General features: G+C 35.7%; 19 protein-coding genes and 1 riboswitch. All 19 genes read left to right on the top strand.

The features are described from left to right. Positions 1-2: 2 nt before the first annotated feature. The 19 genes from ACVBAX_RS13770 (at position 3) to ACVBAX_RS13680 (ending at position 17581) form a co-directional block, all read left to right on the top strand. Positions 3-1523: an ATPase, T2SS/T4P/T4SS family gene (locus ACVBAX_RS13770; RefSeq protein ID WP_447117499.1), complete on the top strand. Its 1521-nt coding sequence runs from the start codon at positions 3-5 to the stop codon at positions 1521-1523. Continuing rightward, entirely contained in the window at positions 1516-2499 is a 984-nt protein-coding gene (locus tag ACVBAX_RS13765) for a hypothetical protein (RefSeq protein ID WP_447117498.1), read from the top strand. Before ACVBAX_RS13770 ends, ACVBAX_RS13765 begins: the two co-directional genes overlap by 8 nt. A gap of 14 nt (positions 2500-2513) precedes the next feature. Further along, on the top strand, positions 2514-3431 hold the full coding sequence (locus ACVBAX_RS13760; RefSeq protein WP_340906471.1) for a hypothetical protein: 918 nt from the start codon (positions 2514-2516) through the stop codon (positions 3429-3431). A 181-nt stretch (positions 3432-3612) separates the two neighbouring features. Further along, positions 3613-3768: a hypothetical protein gene (locus ACVBAX_RS13755; protein WP_340906473.1), complete on the top strand. Its 156-nt coding sequence runs from the start codon at positions 3613-3615 to the stop codon at positions 3766-3768. A 26-nt stretch (positions 3769-3794) separates the two neighbouring features. Next, positions 3795-3971, top strand: a complete 177-nt coding sequence (locus tag ACVBAX_RS13750; protein ID WP_340906476.1) for a hypothetical protein — start codon at positions 3795-3797, stop codon at positions 3969-3971. A 62-nt stretch (positions 3972-4033) separates the two neighbouring features. Next, the gene (locus ACVBAX_RS13745; protein WP_340906478.1) at positions 4034-4411 is read left to right on the top strand and encodes a hypothetical protein; all 378 of its coding nucleotides are present in this window, start codon (positions 4034-4036) and stop codon (positions 4409-4411) included. Between the two features lie 11 nt (positions 4412-4422). Next, a complete protein-coding gene (locus ACVBAX_RS13740; protein ID WP_340906481.1) occupies positions 4423-4920 on the top strand; it encodes a peptidase M23 in 498 nt (165 codons plus the stop codon). 732 nt (positions 4921-5652) lie between these two features. Next, entirely contained in the window at positions 5653-6549 is an 897-nt protein-coding gene (locus ACVBAX_RS13735; protein ID WP_447117497.1) for a hypothetical protein, read from the top strand. Between the two features lie 87 nt (positions 6550-6636). Beyond that, entirely contained in the window at positions 6637-8850 is a 2214-nt protein-coding gene (locus tag ACVBAX_RS13730; RefSeq protein WP_340906485.1) for a CARDB domain-containing protein, read from the top strand. Positions 8851-9249: 399 nt separating this feature from the next. After that, positions 9250-9332, top strand: a riboswitch (cyclic di-GMP riboswitch). Between the two features lie 222 nt (positions 9333-9554). Next, the gene (locus ACVBAX_RS13725; RefSeq protein ID WP_340906487.1) at positions 9555-9875 is read left to right on the top strand and encodes a hypothetical protein; all 321 of its coding nucleotides are present in this window, start codon (positions 9555-9557) and stop codon (positions 9873-9875) included. 373 nt (positions 9876-10248) lie between these two features. Then, positions 10249-10782 carry a hypothetical protein gene (locus ACVBAX_RS13720; protein ID WP_340906488.1) on the top strand — a complete coding sequence of 178 codons (534 nt, stop codon included), beginning with the start codon at positions 10249-10251 and terminating at the stop codon, positions 10780-10782. Continuing rightward, entirely contained in the window at positions 10779-11216 is a 438-nt protein-coding gene (locus ACVBAX_RS13715) for a hypothetical protein (RefSeq protein WP_340906490.1), read from the top strand. Before ACVBAX_RS13720 ends, ACVBAX_RS13715 begins: the two co-directional genes overlap by 4 nt. A gap of 17 nt (positions 11217-11233) precedes the next feature. Next, positions 11234-11455 (top strand): hypothetical protein, encoded by a 222-nt coding sequence (locus ACVBAX_RS13710; protein ID WP_340906491.1) that lies wholly within the window; start codon positions 11234-11236, stop codon positions 11453-11455. Positions 11456-11471: 16 nt separating this feature from the next. Further along, complete coding sequence (locus ACVBAX_RS13705) at positions 11472-11870, top strand: hypothetical protein (protein ID WP_340906492.1); 399 nt, start codon at positions 11472-11474, stop codon at positions 11868-11870. A 92-nt stretch (positions 11871-11962) separates the two neighbouring features. Next, entirely contained in the window at positions 11963-12856 is an 894-nt protein-coding gene (locus tag ACVBAX_RS13700) for a hypothetical protein (RefSeq protein WP_340906494.1), read from the top strand. A gap of 14 nt (positions 12857-12870) precedes the next feature. Then, positions 12871-13104, top strand: coding sequence for a hypothetical protein (locus ACVBAX_RS13695; RefSeq protein ID WP_340906495.1), 234 nt, complete (start codon positions 12871-12873; stop codon positions 13102-13104). 113 nt (positions 13105-13217) lie between these two features. After that, the gene (locus ACVBAX_RS13690) at positions 13218-15218 is read left to right on the top strand and encodes a hypothetical protein (RefSeq protein WP_340906497.1); all 2001 of its coding nucleotides are present in this window, start codon (positions 13218-13220) and stop codon (positions 15216-15218) included. Positions 15219-15235: 17 nt separating this feature from the next. Next, the gene (locus tag ACVBAX_RS13685) at positions 15236-15925 is read left to right on the top strand and encodes a hypothetical protein (protein WP_340906498.1); all 690 of its coding nucleotides are present in this window, start codon (positions 15236-15238) and stop codon (positions 15923-15925) included. Between the two features lie 519 nt (positions 15926-16444). Next, positions 16445-17581 (top strand): DUF418 domain-containing protein, encoded by a 1137-nt coding sequence (locus ACVBAX_RS13680; RefSeq protein ID WP_447117496.1) that lies wholly within the window; start codon positions 16445-16447, stop codon positions 17579-17581. The last annotated feature ends 231 nt before the right edge of the window (positions 17582-17812 follow it).

Genomic DNA, 17812 nt, shown 5'->3' with positions numbered 1-17812 from the left:
CGTTGAAACAACTAGAACAAGAACTAGGAATTGAGAAACCGTTTAGTACCTCTGATATGCTAGCGAAGATTGTAGCGGAAAAGGGGTTGAAAACTGAATTCGTTACAACCTACGCGAGAAAGAAATCCTTCAATCAAATCTGCAAAACTATTCGGGAGGAGTTAGACCACATCATAATAGATGGGGTGGCTGACAGCAAAAAGAATCAAACGGAGGATGGATTTGCTTTTAAAGACCAAGATAGTTGGTTAGACCGTCAGCACAGAGCGGTTATCGGAGACCAAGAAGCTATGTCGTACTTTATCAATCAAATTAACGAGGTACTTCGAAAACATAACATCACAACAAAAGAATACCCATCTTTTTATGATTCTCTAGCAGAAGCAATTTTTCATGAAGTATGGGGTATGAGCATCCTTCATAAATGGGACAAGCTCCCGTTTAGTGAAGCAGCTGTTATTCGTGGCAAACAATTATGGATTGATGAAAACGGACAGTTTAAGAAACAAAATGAAGAGTTCGAGAGTCTTGAAGCGGTTGAACGAATTAAACGTGCGTTTACTATGCGTATCAAGGATGCAGTAATAAACGAGCAAACTCCGGAGCTAGAAATTGAGCGTGAAGATGGTTCTCGTATCACAATGATACAAAAACCAAGAGGAAAAGAAAACTATATCATGTTTAGACGATTTGTTGTTCAAAACATGAGTCTAGAAGAACAGGCTCAACGTGGAACGATCTTAACAGATGATATTCCTTTCTTCCGAGCCTTAGCTAGATCGATGGCCAATACCATTTTCGCAGGTCGTGTTCGATCTGCTAAGTCTACTTTTATGAAAACGATGATTCGAGAACGAGATTCATCATTCGTTGCAGCCGTCATGGAGAAACACTTTGAGTTAGGATTATCGCAACAGTTTCCAGAGCGATTAATCTTTGAAATCCAAGCCAAAGAGGGAGATTTACACCATGCGGTACCAAGACTTCTTCGTATGGAACATGACTACATAGTAGTTGGGGAGATTCGTAGCTTAGAAACAGAAGGTTATTTGCAAGCATGTGAGAGAGGAGAACGTGGAGCGGTATCGACCTACCACTTAACTACTGTTGAAAATGTGGTTCCTCAGATCACGAGACATATTCTAGATGAGTTTCCTAACCGAAACTTTGATAATGAATTACAGCGTGTAGCAAGTAACATCGACATTATTGTAACCATGAGTGCGGATAGAGACCGAAGAAGAAAAAGAGTGATCGGGGTAACAGAGATTATCTGGAACAACGAAACCCGTAAACATTCTACACAAGATCTTATTCGTTATAGTCCTCTTACAGATAAGTACTATTACTCATCAAAGATTAGTCGTGATCTATTGAAGTTGATGGCTGATGAAAGTTTGGAAGATACAAAGATTCTTTTAAATCATTTGAAGTGGAAAGAGAAGGATTCTCCTATGTCTGACTACGAGAAGATAAAAGATCATATTGTAGACCACCTGCTAGGAGATGATGAGATTGGATGATTTAACGACTTGGTTTTGGCAAATAGGAGTCAACTTTTTCTTTTATGCACTTCTAATTGTCATAACATTATGGACTTCCAAAAACATTATGCTCGCACCATTGAAGGATAAGTACACGCAATGGAATTACCGATATCGTATAAGGAAAATTCAAAGCAAAACCCTCGCTACTAAGGGTACGGAATATAATAATCGCTTTCTCAGGCATTTGAATTTATTAATCCGAACAACTAGAGAAGAGAGAAATGAATTTGATGTGACAGCCTTCCTAATTCTATCTGGTTTGCTTGGGGTATCAGTCGGAATGTTTATCCTTATCTCCTTTGGAGATATATTGGTTTCCGTTATATTCGGAGTCTTATTGTCGATGATTCCTTACTTATTCTTAAGAATGAGGTTAAGTAACATTCGTTTTGCGATGGGGGAAGAGTTCTTATCCATCGTACAGGAGCTAACACAAAATTATAACGCTATGCATTACGACATGTACCATGCACTAAATGAAACTCAAAAATCGGTAAAGAATCCTGTATTAAGAAAGGTTCTTATTAAGCTTATTTCAGACTTACAAGTTTCAAGAAATGAACAAGAACTAAAGGAAACGATTAAAGTCTTTACCTATACAGCTGGAACCAGTTGGAGTAAGCGTCTTGGGAGTATTATTCTAAAATCCTATCTTTATAATGAGAAAGTCTTAAATGCTCTTATGGTATTAAACAAGCAAATGGAAGAAACCGCTGAAATGCTAGAAGAAGAACATTCTCAAACTTTAGACCATGTATATAATGGCTATCTTACTCTACCGGTATTTTTCCTTGCACTTGTACTGGGATACGTTACATCAGGAGCTCAGGATTGGTTTAAATTACAGTTTGGAACCAGTTGGACCATCTTATTATTCTCGTTATCTCTTATAGGGGTTGTTTTTTCTCTAATTATTTCTGTCTTCCTTAAGAGACCGAAAAATGACTTGTAGGAAAGGAGTACGTTATGGCTAGTCAAGTAATGCTGTTTAAAATTTTACCTTACATCATCTATATCGTGGCCATTATCCTTTCGTCTATAGCAGGCATTTTGGTGTATACAGGGTTGACTTCGAATGTTGAGAGAATTCAACACAGGATAAGGATCCGTACCAGTATAGCTAAAAGCAAAGAAAAGGTGATTGAAGGGACAAAGAGTTCTAAAGCGGAGGAGTGGTTAAGTAAAGCTCAGTATCCGTTAGGTTTAACAGGGACAAGGTATTATTTCTTTTTAGGTGGATTTGTATTTTTTCTTTTCATCTATTATGTAGTTGGTCCTGTCCTTATAAATGGGGGAACAACCAGAGAAACTATGATAGCTGCTGTAGCAATTCTAGTAGTTGGTCTACTTGGTTCTCCTAGCTTTCCGTTTTCTTTATTTGTCTATACGATGAAGCGTGTCATTGATTATCACAATGCGAAGAAACATGCTGAAGTATTCATGCTTTATGACCTATTAATCAATGAAATTGAGATGATGAATGTTAATAAACTCAATACATACAACGTGTTGAGAAATATAATGCCATATTTTGATGTTTTAGAGAAACCTTTTACGATTCTTTTAACAAATTGGAGTAATAGTGAAGGACCAAAGGTAGCATTAGATAAATTTGGAGATGAACTGAATTCTAAAGAAGCCCATGCTCTTATCGGAGTGATAAAAAATCTTGATGATGTGAGCAGAGAAACGGCTCTTGGCCATCTTCGAGGAATGCACAATATGTTCGTTAAATCCCAAATTGAAAACTACCGAAGGAAAAGAAAAGTTACTACAGACCTGCTTGGAATACCCATTAAGGCGACTCATTTCATAATTATTTTGAACTTCTTAGTAGTGGTCGTTACCATGGTTTCAATGATATTAAAAACTTCTAGAATGTAACCTAGTTTACTCGAAAGGGGGTGAGTCGAATAAATAGTTCGTTAAGCACTTTTATGAAGATAGCTATAACCGCAGTCACCATTTCGGCTTTCATATTCGGTGCCATGTACGTGGTAATGAATGATCTTTCAGGTGATGTTGACGATTATATAACCCAAGCGGGTAGATGGGGGAATCTCAAATGAACAAGTCTCTATCAACCTTTATGGTTATTGCTTCTGTTGCCGGAATTATGGTTTTTTTACTTTTCGGTACAGTTTATGAAGCACTAAACAGCAAGAATACTCATCACGAAGATATGATGAAAACGGAGCATCAACTAAAATTTAAAAACTAAAACAACCAAATTGGAGGAAACAAAAAATGAATCAAACATTATCTACTTTCTTAAAAATCGGGATCACAGTAATCAGTATTTCTGCCTTCTTATTCTTTATTGGTTACAACATGATTGGATCTGAAACAAATGAATATCAAACAGATATTACAAATATGAGTGAAAACTTACCAACTGGTGCTGGTGTAAACTCAAACAACTAATGATTTAGTAAAGAGGGGGAGGAGAAACATCCCCCTCTTTACCCAATAAAGGAGGATAGGGTATGTCTAAGACTCTAGGAGAGTGGATGACTCTCTTTATCGCAATTAATATCATGTTTGCTCCTATTCTTACTTACGTCGATAGTTTACACAGAGAGGCTGTTGAGGTTGTCCTTACGGAAGGAGCAAAAAAAGCATCCATTGAAGGTAGATTTACCCCAGAAATTATTAACGAAATGAATTCTACTCTAGTGGATAATTATAATTTTGATTCAGATAAGATCACCATTAGTGCAACCCAAACTTTAACACCAAGAAATCAATATTTAACAGCAAGCATTGAAGCACCAAGAGGTTTTATTTTTATTTTAGATATCTTTGACCCAGCTCCATCTACTTTTAAGAAAGAGACGAAAATTCTTAGTGAATACATTAATTAGGAGTTGTTGATATGGCAACAACATTACGAACGATCCTGTTTATTTTGCTGTTTGCATTCATTACTCAAATGCAAATCAACCTAGACTCAGATAAAACTGCTACTCGACAAATAAAAAATGCCTTAGAGTTAGCTGTTCATGATGCTGCTCTAGCTATTTCTCCGATTGATATGGCTAATGGACGGATCGTTTTTAATCAAGATTTAGCTATATATAATTTATCAGAGAGTTTAAAATCTAATCTACACCTTGATACAGGTGCGGGCTATGTTTATACTCCGACTAGTAATTCCTTCTTTAAAAATGACCTATATATCTCTCATTTAGAATTTATTGATGATACAGTTACCCGTACGTATCCATATACCTATATAAATAATGATTACGACATAATGGAAACAGTCAATGGACCAAGTGTCATAGCAGTACTAACTACCGAAAGTCCCCGCTGGTTTAAAGGTGGAACAACCTATATCCGTCAAGCAGCGGTTTACGAATATATAAAGTAATTAAGAACAGGTAACCGAATACTTGATTGTGAATTAATATATGATATAAGAGCAAGGCCATCCGGCTTCTCAATTTTATTCTGGGGAAACCTTTATTCTTGAAGCAGACGTTTCTAATTATCCAATTGAATACGTGAAATCCACGTTAAACAATGCTCTATTAAGTAATCAAACCATCTATACTAAATCTGTGCCTTTATCCTATTTACGTCCACTTGTGTTTGGAGGGGAACTCTATGAGGAAATCTTCCAAGAATCTAATACATCTTTGACACAAGGGAAAAGATTTTATTTTCGAAGTTAAATACTCGAATGGAGTTATTAAGCAAGATAAGATACAAATACAGATCATAGGTGATGTACTCTATGAAGGATTCCAATTTCATAGAAGATATTAAATTAAAAGAACCATGGAGAAATCTATGGTTCTTTTAGGTTTTTAATTGATTATGAATTAATTAATGATATAATTATTTTAAAGTGATGATAGGTTAAAAGAACTGTACTTTTATAGGTGTTGCTCCTTGTATCGCGCATAAATACCCGTTATTATAGTAGTATCAAATTTTCTTTCTATTATTTTTTTGCGACCTTATAGGTTAGCGGGTGTTTAAAGTAACGGTTCTTTGGGGCCAGGTATATAAGACATAGTGTTATTTACTATGCTCTTTTTTACCGCTCCAACGAGCCGTTTTTTTGTTGTCTACATACTAATTATCGTTGGAGGAGATCATGATGAAAAAGTTATTAAGTTTTCTACTGTTAGGAATGTTGGTTTTATCAGGATGTGGAACTGAGGAAGCAGTAGATAAGGAGAAAGATAAGGAAAAAACAGTAGAGGAAAACAAAGAAGCAGAGAAAGAGGAGAAAGAAACAATAGAAGAAACCGAGGAAGAGGTAAAAGTTGAAGAGGGAGAGAAAGAGGATACTACTACAGAAAGTGGAGCGGTTGCTCAAGAAGATAAGAAAGAAAGTAGTCAATCTGTTGCTTCTAATAACCAAACAGCAACAAAATCAACTCAGACTACAAATAAATCTACTTCAAATACAACTACTTCTACAGCTAATAAGCCTAGTACAAGTAACTCAACACCTACTCAGACAAAACCTAGTACAACAACTAGCCAACCAGCACCAAGTCAGCCAACGACTACGCAACCAAGTCAACCAGCGCCTAGTCAGCCTGCACCATCACAACCAAGTCAACCGGCTCCAAGTCAGCCAGCGCCAGCACAACCAAGTCAACCGGCTCCGAGCCAGCCTGCACCAAGTCAGCCAGCTCCAAGCCAACCAGCGCCTAGCCAGCCAACTGAACCAGCTAAAAGCTCATTAGAGACTGCTGTTCAAAATGCGTTACCTGGTGGTTATACAACTGGTAGTGACGGTTCTTCTGTCCTCATTCTTAGAGGAGGGTCACAAATCGCTAGCACTTTACCGGGAATTCTCACATTTAGTGCTTCTTTAGGTGGAGGAGATATGGATGCTTCTATGAAAGGTGCTACAGGTGTAGGAGGAAGCTACTCTGATATGAAAACTGTAGTAAATGCACTTTTAGCGGGTGAAATTACATCGCAAAGTGGAAGCACATCTGGAATGAAAAGAAGTGGAGTTATCTATTTAACTTGGTAACTAGAACTTTGGAAGATAAAGACTATGATATTCATTCATAGTCTTTTGACTCGAGTGTTTTACTTATCAAAAAGAGGTGATCATTTTTTGAAAGCAAGAAAATTGAAAAACGTCATACTATCAACTCTTGCCTCTTTATTGTTGTGTTCAACCATTTTTGATTATATCGCACCTCCATCCGTGGAGGCTGCTGAATCAAGAAAGGTTTCTGTTCCTTCTGGAACAATCAATAAATATATGAGGTGGGAAGATCCTAAAATTGTTTCTTATCCTAACAGCGATTATGGAAACTATCCATCAACTTACCAATATAATGATGGAGGATTTACAGGAACACTTACTGCAAAACGAATCATTCTTCGCCCAAAGCAAAAGGACTATCATCAGGATGCTATTTATCGTACTGAGTATCGAACTTTTACCAAAACTTACTCAAATATATATGGTAGAAAGCACGATGAAGATGTAGTTTACTGGCTGGGGATCAATGAGGATGGGTACAGCGGGAATATACCAAGGGTGTCACTTTCATGGACAGATAATTGGGCACGTGGCAGAACTGCTTCCCTGACTCAATATTGGACTGATTCTAATTATCGAGAATTTGCTAGTGAAGCGCCTGTTCCTACTACATATAATGGAACTCATTATGATGGTGCCACTGGCCAAAACGTATCCTACTCACTTCCAAAAAGCGGTGGTTTATATTCCATTGAGAATACAAAAATGTGGATTAGGTACCGTTCATTGGGTAGATCGGATTGGTACGATAAGGCGGCAAACTATTATTTGGGATTTATGTCTAATAACGCAACTTCTTATTATGCAGGGAACTGGACTGATCCAATGCCAGGAGAGGCTCCTGACCGATATTATGGGTTGCCAAGAAGTCTTTCTCCCTCTGATGTAAGATTAGTTGCCTATGGGTGGGATGAACCAGGAGTTGTCCACGCTGATTTTTATGCAAGTCTAGGGCCATTACAAGCATCACGTTTAGAATATTCCAATGGCTCCTATTATTGGAAATCAGAAAGCGGAAAGCTTAACAAGTACAGACGTGGGGTTTGGATTGACTACGATTTAAATGTTCCAGTAAGTAAGTATAGACAAGCTTATTCTGGAACTTTTGCTCTTCCTGACTACATAGTAGACTATACTGGGACAGCGACTTATGAGGGTACTTTATCAAAAGAGGTGTTTGACCATTGGGATGAGTACTACACTTCCGACCAATGGGATGTAGAGGTTGAGTACGAGGGAACAGTTTATTCAACAAACCTTACAGCAAAAACCATAACAATAACAGACACGAATAATTCTCCAGTAACACACTTAGTAAAGGGAAGACAATATAAAGCCTCTATGGTAGCAGGCAATAACGGTGAATTAAATGTAGGAGCTTATAAAGTTGGTTTCTATGAACAAGGAAATCGTAAAACACAACTAGATATACCGTCGCATAATTCTGGTAGCGACCAGACCTTAACCTATACCTTTACAGCTGAGACATCTGGCAATCGAACTTTTATGTTTAAGGTGGATGACAATAATGTGATTGCTGAAACCAATGAAACGGATGCTGATAATACTAAACAGGGAACTATTCTAGTTAATACGTTGCCAACCGTTGATCTCACTTATACTCCAACTGATGTATATGAAGGCGATACCGTACAAGTCTGTTCTAGACCACAAGATGAAGATAACAACCCATTAACGGTGAAGATCTTTATTAAAAAGGATAATGGAACAGAATCCACAGTTCTTTCAAGAACAAATGTTGCAAGTGGAGTCGAGCAATGTTATTCATTTGTCACAGAGGTTGGAAGATACGATATACGAACAACAGTCAATGATGGTTACGATGAAATTGGAACCTCTACATGGTTCTATTCTAAACCTTTAATTATTAATGGATACGTTAACCATACGGAACTTTGGAAACAGCAGCACTTAAAAGAGGGAAATCAACCTAACCAGTTTTATAGTGGGGAAAAGTTCTTGCTGGATGCAGAAACCTCGCCATATCCGACAAACTACGTGAAAGCAACACTCAAAGCGAGTCGAGCAGACCAATCACTTGTTAATACTTCCGTGCCATTAAACTATCAAACAAATATTCTCTATAAAGGGGAATTGTATGATGTAACTTTCCTCGAATATCCCAAGAACTTAAAGGTTGGACCTGCAGCTTTTGAATTTGAAGTTCAATACTCAAATGGAGTTGTAAAAAAAACAACAGTATACATTGAGATAATTTCAGATTCCTTTAAAACGTTCAGGATACACAGAAGATTTTAAGATTGGAGCAGATGTATACATCTGCTTTTTTTATATTTCTTAAACATTTCATGATAAAATAATAGTGTACCTTATAAATTTAAGAATAGATTAATATACATATTGGATAATTGATAGATAACCACTTAATGATTCCTTATTGGTAACAATTTCCTCCGCATTACCCATCCAAAAATATTTCCACTATCAAAATTCTGTATTATAATCATTTTAGTCTGATAAAGGATAAAAATATAAATTGGTATTTATATTTATATAGATATATACAAACATGGGTAAATTGAACTAAAAATATACCATTTTTGGTGTATTTGGTATATTATAGGTAAGGAATAATGAAATTCTGAATTATACAAAGTGATAATTAATAATGTAAACATTGAATCAGATACTAAACCAATGAATTGGGGAAGCTGAGAAATATAATCTTTATTTGGACACTTGGATTATGTGGAGCAACTAGTGTAACCGACCCTCTTAGTATGAATTAAGAGGAGAATGAATAATGAAAAACTTAGGGAATTTAGAAATTACAAACTTTCAATTTACAAGTTACTGTATGAATAAGGCAGTAACCTTAACTTGATTAGATAATATTCTATACTTTTTTAAATTTGTACCCTAATATATTGTGAAAATCTACAATAATCAATTTTCTAATTATGTACACTATAGTTAACACACGAATAAAAGGATGATATCTCATGACAAATGAATCAATTATAAATGTACTTTATTATATTAAAAGAGTGGTATTTGAAGGAGAACACGAATCAGTAACAGAACTAATCTACGTAACAAAAGAGATTCATTCGTGCAATAACGGGATCTCTAATGTAACACCTGAAATAATTGCTTCTTCTCTTAGAGAAATTCCTTTAAGTCAAATTAAAAAAGAGAAGTTATCTTTTGAAGAAAGTGAAAACAAAGTATACATTTCAGAAGAACAAGCTTTACAATTATCTAATCTAGCTAAAGTGGAAGTAAACCCAGAATTTATTGAAACTGTAGCAAATTTACTATAATGTCTTGAATCCAGGTACCAAAAAATGATAAAATTTGATTATAGTTTTTTTCTAATTTTTTTATTTTTTGGCAACCGATCATTTGGTTAGCGGGCATTCTATTTTAAACTACAAGCGTCCTTTAGGGATGAGACTCAAACACTATTAACATTAGTAGTGTTTATTAAAAGTCCATTCTTAAAGGGCGCTTTTTTGCGTGGTTTTAAATGGAGAGGGAAGTTAAAAAAACTATCTTAAAACATTAAGAAGGGGCGTTGATTTATGGGCTATGTATCTAGTTGCAAAAATTCTTGTGAAGAGGGTTTCTACAAGAAGAGTGGGAGAGTCTTTTTTTCTAAGGATTGTATTAAGAGGCAGTTAGGAGATGATGAACATGTTTAAAATTACTTGTTTTGCTCCTATCGAGCCTGTTGATTTAGAAAAGAGACTAAAAGGGATCTATTTTAAAACGGTAAAGAAAGGCTTTGAATGGTCCATGGATGGAGCAAAGTTTCGAATTGAACCTTTTGAAAACCAACCACGAACCACAATGAAGGCCTATCGAGTAAGTTTTGATGGAGAGTTACATGGTGGACTTTACCTTTTTGATCTAACCATTGGTTGTCTTGAACCGCTTGTAACTTGTGTGGAATGTATTCTGGAGTACCCATCTATGAAGGATGTTGATTGGTTCAAGGAATTAAGGAAAAGGCCGTCATATCAAATGATTGACCCTAGAGGACTTTATATGAAGAAAGGGATAAGTGCTGTTGTATCTAACAACTCTTTAACTCTTAAACTTCATAGTAGAAAAAACAAAAACTTAAAATTGGCGGATTCATTAAATGAGATTGATATTCTTCGAGAGGACTTAGTTCCAAGCGAAGGTTTCGATCTTTTTTCGTGTTTACAGGAGGAAATTGCATGATGATGATCGAGTTTTATACGGGGATTGAGACACAATTTGTAGTTACTGAAAACCGCATTTATCGAAATGGAGAGGTTATTGCTGAAGGGGACATTCATGTTTATCACCTTATGTTAAATGATCATGCGTTTTTCAACATCGATCAAGGTGAAAACAACCCACCCTTATTCCTTAAGTTGGATAAGGTGACAGCAGTTTTACCTAGTCAGGAAGTGTACAGAGGAGAGAGACGGAATCGAACTGCTTTTAAAATGTCGTATTTGGTTCGCAAGCATGAAGAATGGATTCGTAACGAAGAAATTATTTCTGCAGTAGATGCTACTCATGCACGACAAATTTTAAAAGCTCAACATGGTAGTGATTTACGTGGTATCCGAACTACTCATGTTGCTTCTCTTATTGATTCGCTCTCTTCAGTTCAAAATCAAATATAAGGTTAAGGTGATTACACATGGCAGAGTCTAAAAAAAATCGATTTCTAGATTATTTTAATTGTAACAAAGGCCGAGTGCTTCGATTGCTAAAGCAAGAAGGAGAATATCAATCTTTCTCTCCTGAGCATGGCTATTTATATCTATTAGAAGTTGGGAAGGTAGCTGGCAATGCACTCATGTTACAAGTGGGCGTGAAGTCAGGTGAATTAATAATCTTAGATGTTGTGACAGCAGCATAATTTAGGAGGAATTCAGATGAAAAAAATAATGTTTAAAGCAACATTAATGAACCCATCAACAATTTCTGATTGTTTTATTGGAGAGGATTGTATCATTGACTTTCTTTATCAACATCGTGATTGTAGCAGCATTTTATTAAAAGGTGAAATGAATGAATTTTATCTTAAAGCTGAGTATGGAAAAGTCATTGATTGTATCGACAAAGAAGTAGAAGAACGAATTTCTACTTCTTTGAAAAACATTGAGGCAGCTGATAAAGAGCAAAAATGGTCCCCTTTGGAAGTTTTTAAAATAGACTTTGAAGTATTTTCCCTGGAATCTGTTTATATCTATTCACCGAATAGAAAACAAGTTGAACAGGATTTTGCTCTTTGGTCTATCTTTGATCCGATGGAGATTTATCAAGTGGCATAATATAAACATTTTACTTACTTCATAAGTAAACTCCCTTTCTAGTGGGGCTCTTACAATAAGACTCCCGCCATGCTAGATAGGGGGTCTATGAGGTGATAAAGATGGTTAAGAAAAAAGGACAAAAGGCGAATAAACCTTCTATTGCAGCTTCTCTCATGGAGACATTCATCGAGGATGGGTATTACCCAGAACTGAAACAATCAGAAGGAAAACTAAAAAAGCTTTCATCTTCCATACGAGAACAATTGAAATCGTCAGAAGTGAAGCGTCATGAATTTACGAAACATGGGTTAGTCGGTCGATTCATTGCCAAAAAGGTATATGAGACCGACTATCTTGCTTTGAATGAGTATTTATATGACGTGGGATTATTGCTTCAGGTAGTTGAAATTGATAATAAGGCTATTAAAAGCAATTTCCTCTACTATGACATGATCCAGGAGTTTAAATTGGAAGATACATTCTTTGTGAAACCGAATTTTAACAAAGTAGGGAAGGAGTTAAATAAGCTCCCTGACTCATTTGTGATTTCGGACGATTGTGCGATTGATGATCTGGCCAGTCAAATAGTCATGTTAAAACCGCGCGTCAAAGAACTAAAGAATGATTATGAACGATTGAAATGGAAGCTCATAAATTTGCCGGAGTTTGAGCAAATGATGTATTTGCCTAAAGAAAAAAGAGAGCCAATCCCTCACAAGTATGGAAGCATCTCTTTAGTAGCCAACCAACCAAGATACAACGTTCCTGCGGTCTATGACTATATCGGAGAGTGGTTGCTCATTGAGTATGGAAAGCCCAACTCGGAGCTACTAGAACGTTTCATCTTGAATGGAACGATCTCTAAAAAGGAAATTGACCAATTCAAAACCGTTAAGACGATTGATTTGGAATTTTCAGTTATGACTTTAGAGGATGAGGAGAAATTCCTGAATATGTTGGATAATAAAAATCGAACAGCAGCCGCTAATCGTATGGGTGCTTAATGGAGGACATACAGATGAAACTTCAATATTACGTGGAAATGAAAGACCTAAAAAATGTAGAAGAATGGTCTAACAAGATAGATATATATGGGTATGAAAATGAAGTTACTGTCATGGCTATGGGTTTTAGCAAAACTTATCCTATCACTGATTCAGTATCAATGGTCAATTGTATCAATGAGATCGTTGAAAAACTTGAGAAAGTGAATTGTGTTGTCATTAACCGAGAGGATAAAAGAGCGGCCTAACGCTTAATAGACCAAATTTAATCTAGTAAACAATTCAAGGAGGTGTAAGTCCTTGCTAAATGGATGTTTAGCGGGGGCAAGCCCTCCTTTTCATTATTTAGTATGGGCCTTATATGGTAATAGAGGAACGTAATGTAAATCGTATTGAATCTGATGATAATTTTATGGATTGGATATTAAATCCTGAAGAGAAATTACAGCAATTCAACGACATTAAAGAACAGATGAAAGAGGAGTATCTAAAAGATTGTTTTGATTGGGTACTAACTTTTTCAGGTGGAAAGGATTCTTCGCTAGTTGCTGCTCTTGCATGGCAAATACTTGAAAGTCTTACTCCAGAACAACGACATAAAAGGGTACACATAGTTTCTTCGGATACGTTGGTGGAGACAAATCAAATCACCAAACACTTACATGCTAACTTAGAATTGATGGCTAAAAACGGTAAAAAACTTGGAATTGAGGTTCATCTAGTCCAGCCACGAATGATTCAAAGATATTTTAGACATGTAATTGGTTTAGGGGTTATTCCTCCCGCTCCAGGTAAGGGATTTTCCTGGTGTTCGGACCGAATAAAGATAAAACCTGTGAGTGAGCTTATGGTGAAATTATTAAAACAACAGCCTGTAGTGATACCTGAGCCCGAACATGAGCACAGGTTAACTCTATTGCTCGGTGTGAGATTGGATGAGTCAATTCGACGTGCGTCAAAAATCAGGTCCCATTCAGGTGACGATGTGTTTGGAAAACATGATTACGTACCAAAATCGAGAGTCTACCACCCGATTAAGTATATTTCGACAGATGATTTATGGAATTGGCTATCTTACAATACGAATACACTCCCATGGGGAACTCCATTAGAAGACCTAAAAGCTCTCTATGGCGGTAATAACTCAAAAGAGTGTCCAGTTATCCGTAGTAAGAGTGAATTGAATCAATCGTGTGGTTCTACCAACAGCAGAAACGGATGTTGGGTATGCCTTTATTCGGGGAGAAAAGACAAGATGCTGCAAGAACTAATTGACGGAGGAGACACTTCTGTTACGTATCTTGCAGAGTGGAAAGCATTTCTTTATGACGTGACCTTTGATTGTAGATACAAGGATCCGATTAAAGGGATTAAAGATATAGAGAAGAAATCTAAAGATGATTTCTTAGATAATGGTTTTCTAGGTGATGAGAGTCTTTGGTATGCCAATGAATTTGAGCAATACACCGAAGAGTACCAAACCTATGAAAGAGCATCAAAAGGAAATGGAAAAGGTGAATATGATCCTGGGAAGTTTTCGTTTGAAATGAGAAGAATCTTGCTTGAAAAGTTATTCTACACTCAGAAAATGGCTGGATACTCACTGATTTCAGATGAAGAGGTAGAACACATTCTTAAGGAGTGGGCCAATGAAGGATTTCATGTTTCTTTAGAAGATATACAGCCAATTAACCATCAATATGATGGAGCGGTTGTTCTAAAGAGAGATTGGTCTATTAATGAAAATGAGACAACAAATCCTAATCCCATTTTCTATGTTCAGTTGCCGATGAATATGTCCGCTAAGGAACTAGCTGTCTATCATAAAGAGCGCCAGCGGTTAACAGGTAGAAGTATCTTCTGCTACTACGACCATACTGATCTTGCTCATATGAAAGCTGTCTATAACTCAGCTACATTTATTGTCTGCAAAGATGGGATCACTACTCAGGAACAAGCTAAAGACTATGTAAATGAGTGGTTTTACTTAGCTGGAACAGTAACGATGGGAACGGATGGACAGCCCTTTACGAAAATGACAAAGGAAGCCTTTCATGCGACTTTAAATCATTTGATGTTAGATACTCTTCAAAACTCTTTAATATCGTTAGACACGGAAATTAAAGGGTTAAAAGAGGATTCTACAGTCCTTGATGAATTGGACCATGCCGAACAGGAGAGGTTATCGAAAAAGTGGTTACTTATTCAAAGGTGGATCAGGCCAAAACCACAGAAATTTAAAAGGGAAGAAAATTTATTTTCTTTTGAGGAAGGTTTAAATAAAAAAACTAAAAAGCTATCAAATGTAGCAGCCAATCCTATTCAAACGAAAAACGATGGTCAGCTCGCATTTATTATTTAATTTAGGAGGAAAATAGAATGATAGAATTATTAAAAGAAATTGCAAAAGGGGTAACTTTATTTCAAAAGAGATTGTCTTACTTTTGTTATTTAGCAATACTACCTGGTACTTTTATTTATCTGAAATTAGAAGACGCGTTAACTTTAGTGGAGTTCTTGTCAGTAGTTCTTGCTGCACTTACTACTCTTTGGGTAGTTAATTTGGGTGTAGCATTAATTAATAGATTGTATATCCATCTTGGTTACGGTGGCGAGGAGATTCAAGAGTTAAATGTATTTAACAAAGGTGATCTTTCACAGCTAAAGAATATTAATAAAATGAAAAATACAGAAACACTTTTAAAGGGATTTGAAAAAATGGATGATAAGGACTCAGGATACCTGTTATTTCTTAGTCCATTAGAAAGATTTATACATCTATTCTCCTTTTTAGTATTTTGTGTGTCATTTATCATTTTGTGCTTGAAAGTAGGGAGCCTTTCATTGGATTGGGATAGCGTAGGTGGTTGGTTAGCAGTAAATGGGTTTGGCTTAACCATTTTTTACTCCGCTCAAACTCAAGGTAAATCAAGACTAAATAAAGTGATTCAATCTTTAAAAGATAAGATTCACGAGGAAATTCGCATTAAAAACGATAAAAAGTTGGATGTACTCTTACAGAAGATTACAACAATGGATAAAAGGATAAAAAAAGCAAATAAAAAATGATTATAATTGAGTGGATCCATTAAGGTTCCACTCTTTTTTATTTATTTGGCGGACTCTTTTAATTGAAACATATTACCTACAATTTTTTGGATACACAGGAAGAAAACGTATGTTCGTTGTGGTATAATAGAGAAGACAATTGCATAGTTGCAGGGTGGGGCGGTTGAGCCTTCCATTTGGGAGGTGATAAATCGTGGATTTGAATACAGCAATGTTCATGGTAGCATTGGTAACTCTAATCGTACTTTTGATTGAAAAAATAAAAAAGTAGAACCCACCCTGTCTCTGGCCGGATCAGGTGGGTTCTACTTTAGATCTCACTAACATTCTGCCAATCGCACCCATTCTGCGATTATGCGTTGTTAAGGTAAGCGTAGTGTTACGAGCACTGCGCTTATTTTTAATATATGGAATATCTAACCCTATTATAGACTAATTTTACAAAAAAATAAAATAATTTATTGTAATCTAATACCAAATTATAAGAATTACTTATTATATATACCAGGAGTACCTAATATGAAAGAACGCTTATTAAATTTAGACGCAATTCGAGGATTAGCAATTACGGGAATCTTATTTGTAAATATTATATCTTTTGGATGGCCAGAACTATACGACTCTAACCCTAGTTCTTATTGGACTACTCCACTAGAGCAATACATACATGAAATTCTCCGAATCTTCATTCAGTCTAATTTTTATCCTGTTTTTGCAATGCTATTCGGAATAAGCTTAACTTTTGTTTTTAAAAGCGCAGAGAAGAGAGGTTATAACCCTTACTATATCTTTTCAAGAAGACTTTTTTTCTTACTAGTGATCGGAGCAGCTCACGCTTTTCTTATCTGGTATGGCGATATTTTATTAGTCTATGCGGTGCTAGGTTTCTTACTACTCCTTTTCTACCGTTTAAAGCCAAAGAACATTCTCATAGCAGCCGCTAGTATATGGACAATTCCTAACTTACTTTACGGTTTTCTTTTGAAATTAAACAAGACAGAGTTACCGACAATTAACAATACGGATTTAATCCGATTAATAATAAATAATTACCAAAGTAATTTCTTTAATGGTTTCATTCAAAATATTATAGATTGGAGCCAGCTCTACACAGTGTCTAATATTCCTTTTGTCATTATTAGCATTTTTCCCATGTTCTTGTTTGGACTTTATTTTGCTAAGAGTCAGTGGATTACTAAGATATCTCTGCACCAGTACACTAATCTAAGAGTATATGTTTTATTTACTTCTGGAATATTAGGATTCACACTTAAAAGTTTACCAATGTTGAATCCAAATTCTTTTATTTCCCATCACTTCTCAGAAGCTTTTGGAGGGCCATTAATCGGCTTATTTTATGTGTTACTCGTATTAGTCTTAATGAGAAAAACTGAAATAAATATGACCTATTTTAGCAATCTAGGTAGAATGTCAATGACAAACTATCTTCTACAGTCCATTATAGGCTTTATATTATTTAAGTTTTTCGGTTTATATGGTTTAATAGCTCCAATAAAAGCAATCTCTTTAGGTTTTGGCATATTAATTATTCAATCTATATTTAGTTATTTCTGGTTGAAGAAGTACTCATATGGACCAGTCGAATGTATTTGGAGGAAGTATACTTATCCAAACAGGATAAAACATAAACAATAGTTAATAATGGTAAAAGGAACGTGTTTAGCAGTCACAATGGATTTAACTTTCTGTCTGAGTTTTTTCTCCTATTTCTTTTCTCAGTCACTTTACAGGGAGTTAATTCATGTGGAACCTAACACGTTCCTTTTTCGATTCTTAATAACGTTCGAAAACCTCTAGAACATTAGACTAAAACACTAGTATTTTTTTAATTCTCTATTAAAACAGTAGTTTATTACCAATATATTC

Source organism: Robertmurraya sp. GLU-23 (genome assembly GCF_052983275.1).
This window is presented reverse-complemented; position numbering and strand designations above follow the sequence as displayed.

Bases quoted from the DNA above. Each gene is read 5' to 3' on its own strand.
- ACVBAX_RS13760 (WP_340906471.1), top strand. From the start codon at position 2,514: ATGGCTAGTCAAGTAATGCTGTTTAAAATTTTACCTTACATCATCTAT.
- ACVBAX_RS13755 (WP_340906473.1), top strand. From the start codon at position 3,613: ATGAACAAGTCTCTATCAACCTTTATGGTTATTGCTTCTGTTGCCGGA.
- ACVBAX_RS13750 (WP_340906476.1), top strand. From the start codon at position 3,795: ATGAATCAAACATTATCTACTTTCTTAAAAATCGGGATCACAGTAATC.
- ACVBAX_RS13745 (WP_340906478.1), top strand. From the start codon at position 4,034: ATGTCTAAGACTCTAGGAGAGTGGATGACTCTCTTTATCGCAATTAAT.
- ACVBAX_RS13740 (WP_340906481.1), top strand. From the start codon at position 4,423: ATGGCAACAACATTACGAACGATCCTGTTTATTTTGCTGTTTGCATTC.
- ACVBAX_RS13735 (WP_447117497.1), top strand. From the start codon at position 5,653: ATGATGAAAAAGTTATTAAGTTTTCTACTGTTAGGAATGTTGGTTTTA.
- ACVBAX_RS13725 (WP_340906487.1), top strand. From the start codon at position 9,555: ATGACAAATGAATCAATTATAAATGTACTTTATTATATTAAAAGAGTG.
- ACVBAX_RS13720 (WP_340906488.1), top strand. From the start codon at position 10,249: ATGTTTAAAATTACTTGTTTTGCTCCTATCGAGCCTGTTGATTTAGAA.
- ACVBAX_RS13715 (WP_340906490.1), top strand. From the start codon at position 10,779: ATGATGATGATCGAGTTTTATACGGGGATTGAGACACAATTTGTAGTT.
- ACVBAX_RS13710 (WP_340906491.1), top strand. From the start codon at position 11,234: ATGGCAGAGTCTAAAAAAAATCGATTTCTAGATTATTTTAATTGTAAC.
- ACVBAX_RS13705 (WP_340906492.1), top strand. From the start codon at position 11,472: ATGAAAAAAATAATGTTTAAAGCAACATTAATGAACCCATCAACAATT.
- ACVBAX_RS13695 (WP_340906495.1), top strand. From the start codon at position 12,871: ATGAAACTTCAATATTACGTGGAAATGAAAGACCTAAAAAATGTAGAA.
- ACVBAX_RS13690 (WP_340906497.1), top strand. From the start codon at position 13,218: ATGGTAATAGAGGAACGTAATGTAAATCGTATTGAATCTGATGATAAT.
- ACVBAX_RS13685 (WP_340906498.1), top strand. From the start codon at position 15,236: ATGATAGAATTATTAAAAGAAATTGCAAAAGGGGTAACTTTATTTCAA.
- ACVBAX_RS13680 (WP_447117496.1), top strand. From the start codon at position 16,445: ATGAAAGAACGCTTATTAAATTTAGACGCAATTCGAGGATTAGCAATT.